This is a genomic window from Variovorax sp. Varisp36, assembly GCF_047304235.1.
GTDB lineage: Bacteria > Pseudomonadota > Gammaproteobacteria > Burkholderiales > Burkholderiaceae_C > Variovorax.
The window spans coordinates 37,375-52,727 of the sequence record NZ_JBGLYU010000043.1 but is presented as its reverse complement, the minus strand read 5'-3'; the positions used below and the strand labels follow the sequence as shown (position 1 = coordinate 52,727).

Genomic DNA, 15,353 nt, shown 5'->3' with positions numbered 1-15,353 from the left:
CACCCCCGCATCCCCGGCCCCCACCGGCAGCAGCGACCGCTTCGCGATCCAGTGCGAGGTGCTGCGGCTGTCCATCCGGCCCATCGGCCCGGTGCTGCTGGTGCAATACCTGCTGAACTGCGGCGTGGCGGCGCTCTTCGCCTGGCAATACTCGGTGCCGCGCGCGCTGGTGTGGATCGCACTGGTCACCGGGGTGACGGTGATGCGCGGCTTCTTCCCGCAGCGCCTGCCCGAGCCCTTCACGCCCGAAAACCTGCGCGAGGAACAGCGCACGCACACGCTGCGCACGGCCATCTGGGAACTGGCGCACGGGCTGGCCGGCGTGCTGCTGTTCGACCCTGCGCGCGCCGACCTGCAGCTGCTGCTGGGCCTGATCCTGATGGGCATGACGCTGTCGTCGGCCTTCTCGGTGTCGTTCTATACGCCGGCCACCCAGTTGGCGATCACGCTGCTGCTGGCGCCGATCATCGTCACCGGCCTCTGGCTGGGTGCGCCGGTGATGATGGCCGTGGCGGTCATCGGCATCGGGCTGATCGCGATGATGTGGAAGCTGGTGGCCGAGCGCTCGCGCCAGCTCGAGGAGAACATCGGCCTGCGGCTCAACGAGCGCACGCTGCGCGAACAGGCGCTGGCCGGCCTGCGCGCCTCCGAGCTGGCGCAGGCCGAGCGGCTGCGCTTCTTCTCTGCCGCCAACCACGACCTGCGCCAGCCGGTGATGGCCATCGGCCTGCAGGCCGAAGTGCTGCGCCAGCAGCTGAACAGCGGCGCGGACATGGAGGCGGTTCAGTACACCGTGGGCTCGCTGGCGCGCGCGCAGCAGGCGCTCGAAGGGCTGACCAACCAGCTGCTCGAAATCGGCCGCATCGAGGCCGCGGTCGATCCGCTGCGTCCGGCGGCAGTGGCTCTGGCGCCGCTGCTGCTGGGGCTGGCGCGGCAGGCAGGCGACGGCCGGGTGCTGGTGCGCTGCCCGCACGACGCCATCGCCTGGAGCGACACCGTGTCGGTGCGCCGCGTACTCGCCAACCTGGTCGACAACGCCGTCAAGTTCACGCCGCGCGGGCGGGTGCTGCTGGCGGTGCGGGCGCGCCGGCGCGGCACCGGCCGGGCCTGGCGCGTCGAGGTGCGCGACAGCGGCATCGGCATCGCGGCCGACGCGCAGCAGCGCGTGTTCGACGACTTCGAGCAGATCGGCAACGTCGAGCGCAACCTGCAGCGCGGCCACGGGCTGGGCTTGGCGATCGTGCGGCGGCTGGCGGCGCAGCTCGGCATTGCGGTGTCGCTTCGCTCGGCGCCGGGGCGGGGGTCGGTGTTCAGCTTCGAGCTGCCTGCCGCGCCCGACGGCGCGATGGTGGCGGCGCGCCCTGCTTCCGTGCCGCAGGGCGACGGCGCCGATGCAACGCACACGCTGCGCCCCGGGCTCGCAGTGCTGGTGGTGGAAGACAACACGGTGGTGGCCGACAGTCTCAGTGCCCTGCTGCGGCAATGGGACGTGGAGCCGCGCGTCTATGCCAGCGCCGCCGAGGCGCTGGCGCTGGCCGACCTGCGCGCGCTCGACGCGGCGCTGTGCGACATCCGCCTGCCGGGTGCGCTCGACGGCATCGCGCTGGCCGACAAGCTGCAGCGGCAGAAGCCGTCGCTGGCGATCGCGCTGATTTCGGCCGACATCAACGAAGCCACCCAGCGGCTCGCCGCCGAGCGTGGCTGGCATGCGCTGCGCAAGCCGGTGCAGCCGGACGAACTGCGCGGCGTGCTGCTGAGGGCGCAACAGCCGTCGCAGGGCTGAGGCCGGCAGGGCGGCGGGCTGGCACGGGCCGTGCGGTGATGTCATCGCTTCCGATATATGCTCCGCGCACAGGCCGCCTGTCCTGCTCACGATGTCCGCCGACACATCCTCATCCCCCCTCGCCGCCGACCCGCGCTACGACCCGTTCACGATGGCGCTGCACTGGCTGCTTGCGGCCCTGATCGTGGGCTCGTTCGGCGTAGGGCTCTACATGACGGGGCTGCCGTTCTCGCCGCTGCGCCTGAAGATCTACAGCTGGCACAAGTGGGCGGGCGTCACCATCCTTGCGCTGTCGGCGCTGCGGCTGCTGTGGCGGCTCGGGCATCGTCCACCGGCGCTCCCGCCGGGCATGTCGGCGCTCCAGCTGGCGAGCTACCGCATCAGCCACACGCTGATGTACCTGCTGTTCTTCGCGGTGCCGCTGTCCGGGTGGGCCTACAGCTCGGCCATGGGCATGCCGGTGGCGTGGTTCGGCGTGCTGCCGCTGCCCGACTTCGTGCCGGTCGACCACGCCTTCGCCGAGGCGGTGCTGCAGCCGCTGCACCGCAACTGCGCCTTCGTGCTGGCGGGCGTCACGCTGCTGCACGTGGCGGCGGTGCTCAAGCACCACTGGATCGACCGCGACGGTCTTCTCAAACGCATGTGGCCCCGGCCACGCAAGGAACCAGCTCGATGATCAAGCGCCCGTTTTTCCGTCTCGCGCCGTCGCTCGCGGCGCTGGCTTTCGCCACCCTGGTGCTGCCGGCCGGCGCCGAGCCCGCAGCGGCCAAGCTCGTGGCCGACAAGAGCCAGATCGTCTTCGTCAGCAAGCAGATGGGCGTGCCCGTGGAAGGCACGTTCAAGAAATTCGACGCGCAGGTGGCCTTCGATCCGAAGAAGCCCGAGGGCGGCACCGTCGCGCTGCAGATCGACACGGCCAGCGCCGGCTTCGGCGTCCCGATGAGCGATGCGGAGCTGCCCAAGCAGCCGTGGTTCGACGCCGCGCACTTTCCGCAGGCAAGCTTCCAGTCGAGCGCCATCAAGGCGCTGGGCGACGGCAAGTTCGAGATGGCGGGCAAGCTCACCATCAAGGGCATCGCCAAATACGTGACGGTGCCCGTCAGCATCGCCGCGGCCGGCGGCAAGGAGGCGGTTGCCACGGGGAGCTTCACGATCCAGCGGCTCGACTACAAGGTGGGCGAAGGCGAATGGACCGACACCTCGACGGTCGGCAACGACGTGCAGGTGCGCTTCAGGTTCACGCTCACGGGCTTCGGGCCGCTGTGAAGCGCCAGGCTGTCCGCCTCTCACTCACTTTCCTCTTTCCTCCCGCATCCAACGCCATGAAAAAGCTCCTTCTCGCCGCGGCCCTGTCGGCCGCCGCATTCACCGGCAGCGCCACGGCGCAGCAACAGCAACTGCCAACGGAGTTCGCCCCGGCCGTGGCCGCCAAGCCCGCGGGCGGGCCGGCGAAGAACGCCAACTACGTGATCGATCCGACCCACACCTTCGTGATGTACGAGATGGGGCACTACGGCACCACCACCAACCGCGGGCGCTTCAGCACCAAGGACGGCTCCGTGCAGATTGACGGCACCGGCGCCAGCGGCAAGGTCGACATCACGATGGACATCAGCTCCATCAACACCGGCGTCGACCTGCTCAACCGCCATGTGCAGAGCAAGGATTTCTTCAACGTGGCCGAGTTTCCGACCGGCCGCTTCGTGGCCGACCGCATCGATTTCAGCGGCGGCAAGGTGACCGACGTGCCCGGCACGCTCACGCTGATGGGCCAGACCAGGCCTGTGACGCTGAAGGCCGTGCGCTTCAACTGCTACCTGAGCCCGCTGATCAACCGCCAGGTGTGCGGCGGCGACTTCGAGACCACGGTGGAGCGCAGCGACTGGGGCATCACCTGGGGGCTGAACTTCGGCTTCGAGAACAAGGTGAAGCTGCTGGTGCAGGTCGAAGCGGTCAACGTGCAATGACACCGCTGCCCGGCCTCGCCGGCGCCACGAGCACCAGCTAGAGCAAGCTCTCCGGCGTCAGCGGCGCCAGCAATTCGAGCATGACCCGGCCCCAGAAACTGGAGTCGGGCTCCTCGGTCAGCACGGTGAGCTTGCCGGCATCCTCGCTGACCCATTCGATGCGCGACTCGTTGCTGCCTTCGGCAAAGCGCAGCCGGTAGGCGCCCTGCTGCTTGAGCACGTCGATGAGTTTCAGCGCCTGCTGCGCCATCTCGGCGCTGTGGATGATCAGCCCGATCTCGGTGTTGGCCGACTCCGAGCGCGGGTCGAAATTCATCGAGCCGACGAACAGCGTGCGCCGGTCGATCACGGCCGACTTGGCATGCAGCCTGCCCACCGAGGTGCCGAACAGGCCCAGCCGCACGCTGCGCCGGGTGCGCGTGGAGCTCAGCTCGTAGAGGTCGGCGCCGAGCTTGAGCATGTCGGGCCGGTAGCGGCGGTAGGCGGTGTGCACCAGCGGCTCGTCGGTGGCGGCCAGCGAATTGGTGACGACGCTGATCTTCACGTTGCGGTTGCGGATCTCGCGCATCACCTCCAGCCCCGTGGCGCCCGGGATCAGGTAGGGCGAGACGATGGTCACTTCGGAGCGTGCGCGGCGCATCTGCTCGACCACGTTGTAGCGCACGCTGTCGACGTCGAGCAGCGGCACGCCGCCGTAGGAGGCGGTCTTGCCGATCACGCGCTCGGGCGAATCGGCATAGGCCTCGGCGGTGGTCCAGATCAGGCCGAGCTTGCCGGCGTTCAGGTCTTCCACCATCGGGCTGTAGCCGAGCAGGTCGTTGGGCGCGGGCTTCGGCGGCGGTGGAGTGGTGTCGGGGCCGGTGACTGTGTCGAAGCGGCGCTGCAGCTCTTCGGCCGACAACTCGCTGCGCACCACCGACTGGATCGGCCGCACGTAGATGCTGTTCCAGTACTGGTCGAACAGGCTGCCCAGCCGCGGGATCAGCGCACCGGTGACGAAGGTGTCGAGGTCGAGAAAATTCTCGCCCGCGGTGCGCGTGAAGTACTGGTTGCCGATGTTGCGCCCGCCCGCCACCGCCATCGCGCCGTCGGCGATGAACAGCTTGTTGTGCATGCGCCGGTTGACGCGGCTGAAGTCGAACAGCGAGGCGGTGAAGCGCTTCAGGATGCTCGCGCGCCCGGCCGGGAACGGGTTGAACAGGCGCAGTTCGACGTTGGGCGTGGCGGCAAAGCCGAGCAGCAGTTCGTCCTCGCCCGAGGTGTAGAGATCGTCCATCAGCACCCGCACGCGCACGCCGCGCTGGGCGGCGTCGCGCAGGGTGCGCAGCAGGTAGCGGCCGGTCTCGTCGTTCTCGATCTGGTAGTACTGCACGTCGAGCGTGCGCTGGGCACGGCGGGCCAGCTGGATGCGGGTGTCGAAGGCGAAGTCGCCACCGGGCATCAGGCGAAAACCGCTCAGGTCGGGGTCGGGCTGCGAGGCCAGCGCGAGCTTGCCGAGTGCGGTGTCGGCCGAGACGGCCATGGCCTTGGTGGGTGCGCGCGGGGCCTCGTCGGGCAGGGTGGCGCAGCCGGTGGCGAGCAGTGCGAAAGCCGCGAACAACAGCGCCAGGCCCCAGCGCCAATACGGTCCAGGTCCGTTCGGGGAACACCGCGGAACCGGCTTTGCCGGGCCGCAGGTGTTGCCCCCTGCAAGGGGGTTGGCGAAGCGACACGAAGTGCGCATAGCCTGGGGGTGTGCCAAGTTACAGGGCTTTGCGCAGGTTCGCGGGCGCGATGCGCAGCGCCTCGCGGTACTTGGCCACGGTGCGCCGCGCGCACTCGATGCCCTGCTCTTTCAGCATCTCGGAGATCTGGCTGTCCGACAGCGGCTTCTTGATGCTCTCGGAACTCACGAACTGCTTGATCAGCGCGCGCACCGCGGTGCTCGACGCATTGCCGCCCGTCTCGGTGCCCAGCGCCGAGCCGAAGAAGTACTTGAGCTCGACGGTGCCGAACGGCGTGGCCATGTACTTGGCGGTGGTCACGCGCGAGATGGTCGATTCGTGCAGGCCCAGCTCGTCGGCGATCTCGCGCAGCACCAGCGGGCGCATCGCGAGTTCGCCATGCACGAAGTAGCTCTTCTGCCGCTCGACGATGGCGTTGCTCACGCGCAGGATGGTGTCGAAACGCTGCTGGATGTTCTTGATGAACCAGCGCGCCTCCTGCAGCCGCTGCGACAGCGCCTGGCTGCCCTCGCCCTTGTGCGACTTGAGCGCGCCGGCATAGATGTCGTGCACGCGCAGGCGCGGCATCACCTCGGGGTTCAACATGACGCGGAACTTCACGTTGGTGCCGCGGCCGGTCTTGGTGACGATCACATCGGGAATGACGATGTTGCGCTCCACGTCGACGAAGCGCCGGCCCGGCTTGGGCTCCAGCCGCGCGATGATCTGCAGCGCCGAGCGCACCAGCTCCTCGCTGCTGCGGGTGAGCGTGGCCAGGCGTTTGAAATCGCGGCGCGCAAGCAGCTCCATGGGCTGCTTGCAGACGGTGATGGCGGTCTTGCGGACCAGCGCCTCTTCGTCGGTCTCGTCCTCGCTGGCCATGGCGCGCAGCTGGATGCCCAGGCATTCGCCGAGGTCGCGCGCGCCTACGCCCGCGGGCTCCAGGCTCTGCAGCAGTCCGAGCGCCACCTGGAAGTGATGCACGAGGTCGTCGAACTGGTCGTTGTCGTCGCCAGCCAGGCCCGAGGCCAGTGCGGGCAGCGAGTCTTCGAGGTAGCCGTCGTCGTTGAGAGATTCGATGAGAAAGCGCAGCGCGGCGCTGTCGTTCTCGTTCAGGCGCAGGCTCAGCGCCTGGCGGTGCAGGAACGACTGCAGCGACTCCTGGCTGCGCGCGAGTTCGGTAGCGTCGGCACGTTCGTCGTCGCCGAGGTTGTTCTGGCGCGCGGGCGCGTCGCTGCCCCACTCGCTGTCGTCGGGCGCCGCCATGTCGACGGTGCCGTCGCCTTCCCAGTCGGGCTCACGCTCGGCGATCTCGGCAGCTGGCCCGTCGGTATCCGCCGTGGTGGTGCTGGTGGTCTCGGCGGGCGCACTGGCGGCCGAAGGCGCGAAGTCGCTCTCGCCCTCATCGCGCGGAACCGGCGCATCAGCCGTGTCGAGCCCGAATTCCTCGCGCGCCGCTTCTTCCGCGGTGCGTTCGAGGAACGGGTTTTCGTCCAGCATCTGCTCGACTTCCTGGCTCAGTTCGAGCGTGGAAAGCTGAAGCAGCCGGATGGACTGCTGCAGCTGTGGCGTCAGTGCCAGATGCTGCGAGACGCGAAGGGACAGCCCTTGCTTCATGAGGAAATGGCCCCCCCCCAGGCTGCGCGCTTCGCGCTACGCCAACCCCCTACCGGGGGCGGGCCGGCCGCTTCGGGCGGCCGTGCGCGGCGGCCCCCGCGAGGAAGCTCCGCGCGGACGGTGGCCACGATGATCCTTGACCCTCGCCGCACGATCACATCCGGAAGTGTTCGCCCAGGTACACCCTGCGTACTTCGGCGTTGTCGACGATCTCCGAGGGTGTGCCTTGTGCCAGCACATGCCCGTCGCTGATGATGAACGCGTGATCGCAGATGCCCAGCGTCTCACGCACGTTGTGGTCGGTGATGAGCACGCCGATGCCGCGCTCCTTCAGGAAGCTGATGATCCGCTGGATTTCGATCACCGCGATCGGGTCGATGCCGGCGAAGGGCTCGTCCAGCAGGATGAAGCGCGGCTGGGTGGCCAGCGCGCGCGCGATCTCGACGCGGCGGCGCTCGCCGCCCGACAGCGCCAGCGCGGGCGAGTCGCGCAGGTGGTCCACCCGCAGGTCGGCCAGCAGTTCGGACAGGCGCTCTTCGATGTGCTGCTTCGACAGTGGCGCCATCTTGCCGTTGGCATCGGGCTCGCTCTGGAGCTCGAGCACGGCGCGCACGTTTTCCTCGACCGTGAGCTTGCGGAAGATCGAGGCCTCCTGCGGCAGGTAGCTCAGGCCCATGCGGGCGCGGCGGTGGATCGGCATGTGGGCGATGGGCTCGCCGTCGATGGTGATGTCGCCCGCATCGGCGCGCACCAGCCCCACGATCATGTAGAACGAGGTGGTCTTGCCCGCGCCGTTCGGCCCGAGCAGCCCGACGACTTCGCCCTTCTGCACGTCGAGCGAGACGTCCTTCACGACCGTGCGGCTGCCATAGCTCTTCTTCAGGCCGCGCGCGACCAGGCGGCTGCCCGGCGTGCTGTTGGCGTCCTGCGATACAACGGATTCGATCACTTGCGGGTTTCTCCCTCGTCACCGAGCGTGGTGCTCGGGCGCAGGCCCTTGCCGGGCGCCGGGGTGGGCGCCGGCGGCGGCGCCTTGGCGCCGGCCGGGGCGCCGGCAGCGGGCGCACCCGGCGCGGTCGCGGCCTTGGGGGTCAGGATGGTCTTCACGCGGCCACCCGGGGTGGCCGCGTTGACGGCGGTGTTCGGCGGCACGGTGGAACCGTTGACCGTGTAGGTGTCGTTGCTCTGGTCGTAGACGATCAGCGCGCCCTGGCTTTCGTCGTTCGGCGTGGCGCCGATCAGGCGGCGCATCGTGGCGTTGCGGATGAACTTGACATTGTCGGCGCGGCTGTCGTACTCGATGACGTCGGACTCGCCCTCGATCCACTCGTCGGGCGCATTGCGCTTCTGCTTGTAGTAGGCCCGCTTGCCGGGCGCGGCGGTGACCACGCCGTACTGGTAGCCCTCGGCGTCCTGGCGCACGTCCAGCCGCGCGCCGCGGATGATGATCGTGCCCTTCGTTACCAGAACGTTACCGGTGAACACGCTGGTCTGCTTCAGGTCGTCGTAGCGCATCGAATCGGACTCGATGTTCATCGGCTTGGCGCGGTCGGCGGTCTCGGCCGCGGCGCCCGAGGCGAGGCCGGCCAGCAACAGCGCGCCGGCGGCCAGGCGGCCGATGCGACGAAGGAAGGAAGTGGTGGGGTGAGAGTGCAATGTCATAGAGGCACGAAACTTGCTCGGCATTGTATGCGGCTGATTGCGTCAGCCCCGCCCGCACAGATGAAAAAGCCCGCCGAAGCGGGCTTGACTTTCCTTCTGGTTCTACCAGAAACACCGCGGAACCGGCTCCGCCGGGCCGCAGGTGTTGCCCCCTGCAAGGGGCAGGCGAAGCGACACGACGTGCGCGCAGCCTGGGGTCAGCCCTTCCTTGCTTCGCCGACCAGATAGTTCACGACCTGAAGCACTTTGGTCATGTTGCCGGCGGTTTCCCCATCCACATACCAGCGGCCGGCCACGGCCATCGCCGGCACGCCGGCGACCTTGTAGGCGTCGGTCATCTGCGAAGCGCGCTTGGCCTTGCTGGCCACGCCGAACGAGGTGAAGACCTCCTTGAACTTGGCGCCGTCCAGGCCATTGGCCGCTGCCCAGGCAATGATGTTGGCGTCGCCGTTCACATTCTGGCGCTGTGCGTGGATCGCGTTGAAGACCTTCGGCTGGAATTCGTCGACCTTGCCCATGGCCTCGAGCGCATAGTACAGGCGCTGCTTGGCCTCGACGTCGTTGCCCACGAAGGGCACGGGAATGCGGCGGAACGCCACTTCCTTCGGCACGGTCTTGAGCCAGGCTTCCAGCGCCGGTTCGAAGTCGTTGCAGTGCGGGCAGTTGTACGAGAAGAACTCGACCACTTCGATCTTGCCGGCTGGCGCGTCGACCGGTACGCGCTTGTCGAGCGCCAGGTACTCGGTGCCGGCCTTGGGCGCGCGCGCCTGGGCGTGCGCGGTGTTGCCAGCCAGCGAAAGCAGGCCCAGCGAAGTGGCGGCCAGCGAAAAGTCACGACGTTTCATTGAAAAGGTTCTCCAGTTGGTACGCAGACTGAGCCGGCGCGCGGCGGGGAGTTCCCCCGCACCCGGCGCGCCCAGGGCAACGATGAATGGTGGCGGCAAATGCCGCGGCGCGAAGCTTAGGGGCTATTCGTGTCGGCCGCCGGGTCAGCGCTGCACGCGAACCAGCGCCGAATCCATGCCGCCGCCGTCGAGCCGCTCCTTGAGGCGATCGGCGTCGTCCTTCTTGTTGAAGGGGCCGGCGCGCACGCGGTAGACGGTGCGGCCCGCCTGCTCGCGCTCGGTGACCTTGGCCTCGACGCCCATCAGCGACAGCTTGGCGCGCTGCGCCTCGGCGTCGTCGGTGGTGCGGAAGGCGCCGGCCTGCACGAAGTACATGAACGGATCGGCGCCTGAACTGCTGCTGGCGTTGCTGTTGTTGCTGCTGCTCGGCGCGGCCGAGGCAGTGGTCGTGCCGGAGCCCGAAACGTTGCCCGAGCGCGCGCGGGCGAGGTCGCCGAGCGGATCGTTCGATGCCGGCAGGGAGTTGGCTTCGGCCGGCACCGGCGCAGGGCGCGGCGGCTTGGGCGCCACCACCACGGGCACGGGGGGTGCGGTCGTGGGCGGGGCGGTAGCCGGGGCCACGGCGGTGGTTGCCGGCTCGCCGGTGACGGGATTGACTGGGGCGGCCGGGGCCGCCGGCGCGGGCTTGGCGGCGCCGGCCTTGCCGGCCAGCGGCGCGTTCGGGTCCCAGTCGCGGTTCTTGCGGGCTTCGGCCTCGTCCTGCTCGGCGCCGCCGCGCTGCGTCTTGGTCACGAACGGGATCGGCACCTTGGTCACGTAGACCGCGATGCCCAGCGCGACGCCCAGGCCGAGCACCAGCCCGATGATCAGGCCGATGACGATGTTGCCGCGTTGTCTGGTTGTCTTCTTCATGGTGAGGAGTTCACATCTTGCTCGGCGCACTGACGCCGAGAATCGCGAGGCCATTGTGCAGCACCTGCGCGGTCGCGGCGACCAGCGCCAGGCGGGCCAGCTTGACCTTTTCGTCGTCGACCAGGATGCGCTCGGCGTCGTAGTAGCTGTGGTAGCTGGCGGCCAGCTCGCGCAGGTAGAACGTGACGTCGTGCGGGGCAAAATCCTTGGCCGCGGCCGTCAGCATGGCCGGGTACTTGGCCAGCAGCAGCATCAGCGCCTGGGCGGCCGGGCTTTCGAGCGGCGACAGGTCGACGTCCTTGAGCGTGGCGGCGTCGCCGCCCCAGCCGGCCAGCACCGAGCAGATGCGCGCATGCGCGTACTGCACGTAATAAACCGGGTTGTCGTTGTTTTTCGTCACCGCGAGGTCGACGTCGAAGGTGTATTCGGTGTCGGGCTTGCGGCTGAGCAGGAAGAAGCGGATGGCATCGGTGCTGGTCCACTCGATCAGGTCGCGCAGCGTGACGTAGCTGCCGGCGCGCTTGCTGATCTTGACCTCTTCGCCGCCCTTCATGACGCGCACCATGGTGTGCAGCACGTAGTCGGGGTAGCCCTCGGGAATGCCTTCGCCGGCCGCCTGCAGGCCGGCGCGCACCCGGGCGATGGTGCCGTGGTGGTCGGTGCCCTGGATGTTGATGACCTTGTGGAAGCCGCGCTCCCACTTGGCGATGTGGTACGCGACGTCGGGCACGAAATACGTGTACGTGCCGTCCTGCTTCTTCATCACGCGGTCCTTGTCGTCGCCGTAGTCGGTCGACTTCAGCCACAGCGCGCCGTCCTGCTCGTAGGTCTTGCCGGCGGCTACGAGCTTCTGCACCGCAGCCTCGACGCGGCCGCTGGTGTACAGGCTGGACTCCAGGTAGTACTGGTCGAAGCGCACGCGGAAAGCCTGCAGGTCCAGGTCCTGCTCGCGGCGCAGGTAGGCCACGGCGAACTCGCGGATGGCGTCGATGTCCTCGATGTCGCCGCTGGCGGTGACTTCGCGGTCTTCCGACTTGACGGTCCTCTTCGCCTTGAAGTCGGCCGCGATATCGGCGATGTAGTCGCCGTTGTAGGCCGGGGCCTTGTCGCCGCTGGGCCACTCGGCATCGCCGGGCTTGAAGCCGCGGGCGCGCAGCTGCGTGCTGTTGGCCAGCGTCTGGATCTGCACGCCGGCGTCGTTGTAGTAGTACTCGCGCCAGACGCTCTCGCCCTGCGAGGCGCGCAGGTTGCAGATGGCGTCGCCGAGCGCGGCCTGGCGGCCGTGGCCGACGTGCAGCGGGCCGGTCGGGTTGGCCGAGACGAACTCGACCAGCACCTTCTCGCCGGTGGCCGGCTGCTGCCCGAAAGCATTCGCGGCGGACAGCACCTCGCGCACGATCTGCTGCTTGGCCGCCGTCTTCAGGCGGATGTTGAGGAAGCCGGGGCCGGCGATCTCGATCGCCTCGACCCATTGGCCGAAAGCGGGGGTGGCGAGCAGCGCAGCGCTCAGTTGCTCGGCCAGCTCGCGAGGCTTGCGCCCTAGCGGTTTGGCGAACTGCATCGCGGCCGTGCTGGCGAAATCGCCATGCGCAGCCACCTTGGGCGACTCGAACGCGGCTTTGGAGCCGGCGCCGGGCGAGAGGGATTCGAGCGTGTTCGCGAGCGCCGCGAGCAGCTCCTGTTTGACCAATAGCATCCGCGAATTTTACCGGGGGCAAACCCGGGCCCAATTAACGATCGTCATCCGATTGTTGTCTTCGGCCGTTAGGAGGGCCGGCCCCAAAGGCGGGGCTCCTGTCACAACTCAACCCTGCAAGGACATATCACCATGAAGAAGCTCCTTTCCCTGGTCGCACTCGGCGCTTGTCTTTCCTTCGGTGCCGCACAGGCGCAAGACAAGGCGGCCGCGCCTGCGGCAGCCCCGGCCGCTGCGGCCGCACCCGCCGCCAGCTGCGAAGCCAAGGCGGTCGACAAGAACGGCAAGGCCCTGGCAGGCGCCGCCAAGAGCAGTTCCATCAAGAAGTGCGAAAAGGAAGCCAAGGCTGCAGCGACCCCCGCATGCGCAACCAAGGCGGTCGACAAGAACGGCAAAGCTCTGGCCGGCGCCGCCAAGAACAGCTTCATGAAGAAGTGCACGGCGGATGCAGCCAAGGCCTGAAAACGGCACTGCTTGTGAAACGAGGCCCGCCGCGTGCGGGCCTTTTTCATGTCCGTGACCGGCCCTGAAGTCCGGCGAACCCGTGCGATTCTTCCCGCCCGGAGGCCTACTTGCCGAAGCCCCGCGCCAGGAACACCGCCACCAGCGGAATCAGCGCGATCAGGTGCGCCTGGATCATCACCAGCCGGCGCGTCTTCTTGACGTCGGCCTCGGCCGGCAGCTTGCCGGTGGCGCGCAGCGTCTTGCGCCAGCGGAAGTAGGTCAGCGTCGGGAAGATCGAGATCACGCCGACGATGATGAAGAGCCCCAGCTTCACATGCAGCAGCGGGTTGGTCCAGTACCAGGCCGTGCCCTTCACGCCCCACCAGGTGCGCGCGATGCCCGTGGCGAGCACCGCGATGGCGGCCATGCCGTAGACCATGTCGACCCTGGCCAGCCGCTCCACCACGGCCGCGTTGAGCCACTGCACACGGCACAGCGCCGCTTCGCTGGAAATGAAAACGACCATCGTCAGGATGGCGAGCAAATGCAGATAGGCGAGGATGGCTTCGAGCGTCATCGTTGGCTTTCAAGGCTGTGACTCGCCCCCAGGCTTCGCGCACTTCGTGTCGCTTCTCCTTCCCCTGCCGGGGGCAACACCTGAGGCCCGGCAAAGCCGGTCCCTCGGTGTTCCGCGAAGAAGCCGCAATCACCTTCAGCGTGGGTGGAGCGTCAATGGAATTGGAATGTAAACAGATTGTGACGCGGCGAAAGCGCTCTACGCCCTCCCGCCCCAGAATTCCGGCTTCCCGTACTGCTCCTTGAGGAAATCAAGCCACAGCCGCACCCGCAGCGGCAGGTGCTTGGCGCCCGCGAACACCGCGTAGATGCCGTTGGGCGGCGCGGCGAATTCGTCGAGCAGCGGCACCAGCAGGCCGGCGTCGATCTCGGCCTCGACCTCCCAGGTGCTGCGCCATGCAATGCCGTGGCCTGCCAGGCACCAGTCGTGCAGCACCTGGCCGTCGGAGCAATCGAGCGGGCCGCTGGGGCGCAGGTGGATCAGTTCCTGCGTGCCGCTCTCGGCGGTAATGCGAAAGGCCCAGCCGCGCGTCTGCGAGGCATCGCTGGACAGCGCGAGGCAGGCAAAGCGCGAGAGCTCGCCCGGGTGCTTCGGCTTGCCGTGGCGCCGCACGAACTCCGGCGTGGCGACGCAGCGGCGGCGGTTGTCGGCCAGCCGCACGCTCACCAGCGAGGAATCCGGCAGGTCGCCCACGCGCACGGCGCAGTCGAAGCTCTCGCCGGTGACGTCGACCACGCGGTCGCTGAGGTTCAGCGAGATCGTCACTTCGGGGTGCAGCGCATGAAAGCGCGGCACGAGCGGCGCGACGTGGCGGCGGCCGAAGCCCGCTGGTGCGGTCACGCGCAGGTGGCCGCTGGCCTTGACGCCGCCGGCGCTCACGCTGGCCTCGGCGTTGGCGAACTCGGTCAGCAGGCGCTGGCAGTCTTCGAGAAAGGCACTGCCCTCGTGCGTGAGCGTGATGCGACGCGTGGTTCGCACCAGCAGCTTGACGCCCAGCCGCTCCTCGAGCGCATCGAGCCGGCGGCCCATGATGGCCGGCGCCACGCCTTCGGCCTTGGCCGCAGCCGTGAGACCGCCGCGGGTTGCGACGGAAACGAAGGATTCGAGCTGCTTGAGGCGGTCCATGGGGCGGAAACTATATCGCCCGCCTTGTTCCGCCCTCTTCTTTATTCGGGCTGCACGCCCGCCTCGCGCACCGCGGCGCCCCAGCGCGCGTGCTCCGACTTGATGTACTGCGCCGCCTGCTCCGGGCTGCCGCCGACGGGCGTACTGCCTTCGGCCAGCAGCTGAGAGATGGTCGCGGGCTTGGCCAGCGCCTTGTCGACGGCGGCACTGAGCTTCTTCACGATCTCGGGGCTGGTGCCGGCCGGCGCGACCAGCGCCTTCCAGTCCACCGCCTCGAAGCCCTTGTAGCTCTCGGCCACGGTGGGCACGTCCGGCATCACCGGCAGGCGCTTGGCCGAGGTGACGGCCAGCGCGCGCAGACGGCCGCCCTTGACCATCGAGAGCGCGCCCTGCGGCGTGGCGAACATGTAGTCGGTCTGGCCGCCGAGCAGGTCGGTGATGGCGGGCGCGGCGCCCTTGTAGGGCACGTTGAGCACCTTGAAGCCCGCGCGCTTGGCCAGCACTTCGCCAGCCATGTGGCCCAGCGTGCCGGTGCCTGCGAGCGCCTGGCGGATCTCGCCCGGCTTGGCCTTGGCGGCGGCGACCAGCTCGGCCAGCGTCTTGAACGGCGCGTCGGCACGCACCACCAGCACCACCGGCTGCGAGGCCACGACCGACACCGGCATCAGGTCCTTCAATGCGTCGTAGGGCATCTTCGGAAAAAGCGTCGGGTTGATCGCGAGGTTGGCGGTCTGGCCCAGGCCGATGGTGTAGCCGTCGGGCTTGGCCTTGGCCACCACGTCCATGCCGATGTTGCCGTTGCCGCCCGCGCGGTTGTCGACGATGAAGGTCCACTTGGTGTCGTCGGCCAGCTTCTGCGCGACAAGCCGCGCCACGATGTCGGTGGCGCCGCCGGGCGTGTAGGGAACGATGAGCCGCACCGGCTTGTCGGGCCAGGCGGTGTCGGCGAAGGCAGGTGCGGCGTTCAGCCATGCGGCGGCCGCGGCGCACGCCAGAAAGGCGCGCCGTGCATTGGAAAACAT

The 15,353-nt window shown here is 68.5% G+C and carries 15 protein-coding genes; 5 read left to right on the top strand and 10 right to left on the bottom strand.

The annotated features are described in order from the left end of the window. From ACCD11_RS22105 to ACCD11_RS22090, 4 genes are all read left to right on the top strand, one after another. The coding region (locus tag ACCD11_RS22105) for an ATP-binding protein (RefSeq protein WP_413315473.1) at positions 1-1,783 on the top strand (1,783 nt) is incomplete at its 5' end. A gap of 91 nt (positions 1,784-1,874) precedes the next feature. Further along, the gene (locus ACCD11_RS22100; protein ID WP_007829882.1) at positions 1,875-2,459 is read left to right on the top strand and encodes a cytochrome b; all 585 of its coding nucleotides are present in this window, start codon (positions 1,875-1,877) and stop codon (positions 2,457-2,459) included. Then, positions 2,456-3,049, top strand: coding sequence for a YceI family protein (locus tag ACCD11_RS22095; RefSeq protein WP_413315472.1), 594 nt, complete (start codon positions 2,456-2,458; stop codon positions 3,047-3,049). The genes ACCD11_RS22100 and ACCD11_RS22095 overlap by 4 nt, the downstream gene beginning before the upstream one ends. A 56-nt stretch (positions 3,050-3,105) precedes the next feature. Next, entirely contained in the window at positions 3,106-3,750 is a 645-nt protein-coding gene (locus ACCD11_RS22090) for a YceI family protein (RefSeq protein WP_413315471.1), read from the top strand. Between the two features lie 37 nt (positions 3,751-3,787). Here the strand turns inward: ACCD11_RS22090 and ACCD11_RS22085 are convergent, their stop codons facing one another. From ACCD11_RS22085 to argS, 7 genes are all read right to left on the bottom strand, one after another. Continuing rightward, positions 3,788-5,473, bottom strand: a complete 1,686-nt coding sequence (locus tag ACCD11_RS22085) for a phospholipase D family protein (protein WP_413315470.1) — start codon at positions 5,471-5,473, stop codon at positions 3,788-3,790. Positions 5,474-5,492: 19 nt separating this feature from the next. Then, on the bottom strand, positions 5,493-7,070 hold the full coding sequence (gene rpoN, locus ACCD11_RS22080) for an RNA polymerase factor sigma-54 (RefSeq protein ID WP_413315469.1): 1,578 nt from the start codon (positions 7,068-7,070) through the stop codon (positions 5,493-5,495). 154 nt (positions 7,071-7,224) lie between these two features. Further along, positions 7,225-8,019, bottom strand: a complete 795-nt coding sequence (gene lptB, locus ACCD11_RS22075) for an LPS export ABC transporter ATP-binding protein (protein WP_007829871.1) — start codon at positions 8,017-8,019, stop codon at positions 7,225-7,227. Beyond that, positions 8,016-8,732, bottom strand: coding sequence for a lipopolysaccharide transport periplasmic protein LptA (gene lptA / locus ACCD11_RS22070; protein ID WP_007829869.1), 717 nt, complete (start codon positions 8,730-8,732; stop codon positions 8,016-8,018). Before lptA ends, lptB begins: the two co-directional genes overlap by 4 nt. Before the next feature lie 197 nt (positions 8,733-8,929). Next, positions 8,930-9,577 (bottom strand): thiol:disulfide interchange protein DsbA/DsbL, encoded by a 648-nt coding sequence (locus ACCD11_RS22065; protein ID WP_007829867.1) that lies wholly within the window; start codon positions 9,575-9,577, stop codon positions 8,930-8,932. Positions 9,578-9,721: 144 nt separating this feature from the next. Further along, entirely contained in the window at positions 9,722-10,489 is a 768-nt protein-coding gene (locus ACCD11_RS22060; protein ID WP_007829865.1) for an SPOR domain-containing protein, read from the bottom strand. Positions 10,490-10,499: 10 nt separating this feature from the next. Then, entirely contained in the window at positions 10,500-12,185 is a 1,686-nt protein-coding gene (argS, locus tag ACCD11_RS22055) for an arginine--tRNA ligase (protein WP_413315468.1), read from the bottom strand. A gap of 132 nt (positions 12,186-12,317) precedes the next feature. On the opposite strand from argS, the gene ACCD11_RS22050 reads away from it, so the two are divergent. Further along, positions 12,318-12,647 (top strand): hypothetical protein, encoded by a 330-nt coding sequence (locus ACCD11_RS22050; protein WP_056588666.1) that lies wholly within the window; start codon positions 12,318-12,320, stop codon positions 12,645-12,647. Positions 12,648-12,753: 106 nt separating this feature from the next. On the opposite strand, the gene ACCD11_RS22045 is transcribed toward ACCD11_RS22050, so the two are convergent. From ACCD11_RS22045 to ACCD11_RS22035, 3 genes are all read right to left on the bottom strand, one after another. Further along, positions 12,754-13,206: a DUF2214 family protein gene (locus tag ACCD11_RS22045; protein WP_007829859.1), complete on the bottom strand. Its 453-nt coding sequence runs from the start codon at positions 13,204-13,206 to the stop codon at positions 12,754-12,756. A gap of 198 nt (positions 13,207-13,404) precedes the next feature. Further along, positions 13,405-14,331, bottom strand: a complete 927-nt coding sequence (locus ACCD11_RS22040; RefSeq protein ID WP_007837687.1) for a LysR family transcriptional regulator — start codon at positions 14,329-14,331, stop codon at positions 13,405-13,407. Positions 14,332-14,372: 41 nt separating this feature from the next. Then, positions 14,373-15,353, bottom strand: coding sequence for a Bug family tripartite tricarboxylate transporter substrate binding protein (locus ACCD11_RS22035; protein ID WP_413315467.1), 981 nt, complete (start codon positions 15,351-15,353; stop codon positions 14,373-14,375).

Coding starts and splice junctions, on each gene's coding strand:
- rpoN (WP_413315469.1), bottom strand. CDS start 7,070: ATGAAGCAAGGGCTGTCCCTTCGCGTCTCGCAGCATCTGGCACTGACG.
- lptA (WP_007829869.1), bottom strand. CDS start 8,732: ATGACATTGCACTCTCACCCCACCACTTCCTTCCTTCGTCGCATCGGC.
- ACCD11_RS22100 (WP_007829882.1), top strand. CDS start 1,875: ATGTCCGCCGACACATCCTCATCCCCCCTCGCCGCCGACCCGCGCTAC.
- ACCD11_RS22065 (WP_007829867.1), bottom strand. CDS start 9,577: ATGAAACGTCGTGACTTTTCGCTGGCCGCCACTTCGCTGGGCCTGCTT.
- ACCD11_RS22095 (WP_413315472.1), top strand. CDS start 2,456: ATGATCAAGCGCCCGTTTTTCCGTCTCGCGCCGTCGCTCGCGGCGCTG.
- ACCD11_RS22050 (WP_056588666.1), top strand. CDS start 12,318: ATGAAGAAGCTCCTTTCCCTGGTCGCACTCGGCGCTTGTCTTTCCTTC.
- argS (WP_413315468.1), bottom strand. CDS start 12,185: ATGCTATTGGTCAAACAGGAGCTGCTCGCGGCGCTCGCGAACACGCTC.
- ACCD11_RS22060 (WP_007829865.1), bottom strand. CDS start 10,489: ATGAAGAAGACAACCAGACAACGCGGCAACATCGTCATCGGCCTGATC.
- ACCD11_RS22085 (WP_413315470.1), bottom strand. CDS start 5,473: ATGCGCACTTCGTGTCGCTTCGCCAACCCCCTTGCAGGGGGCAACACC.
- ACCD11_RS22035 (WP_413315467.1), bottom strand. CDS start 15,353: ATGTTTTCCAATGCACGGCGCGCCTTTCTGGCGTGCGCCGCGGCCGCC.
- ACCD11_RS22040 (WP_007837687.1), bottom strand. CDS start 14,331: ATGGACCGCCTCAAGCAGCTCGAATCCTTCGTTTCCGTCGCAACCCGC.
- ACCD11_RS22090 (WP_413315471.1), top strand. CDS start 3,106: ATGAAAAAGCTCCTTCTCGCCGCGGCCCTGTCGGCCGCCGCATTCACC.
- ACCD11_RS22045 (WP_007829859.1), bottom strand. CDS start 13,206: ATGACGCTCGAAGCCATCCTCGCCTATCTGCATTTGCTCGCCATCCTG.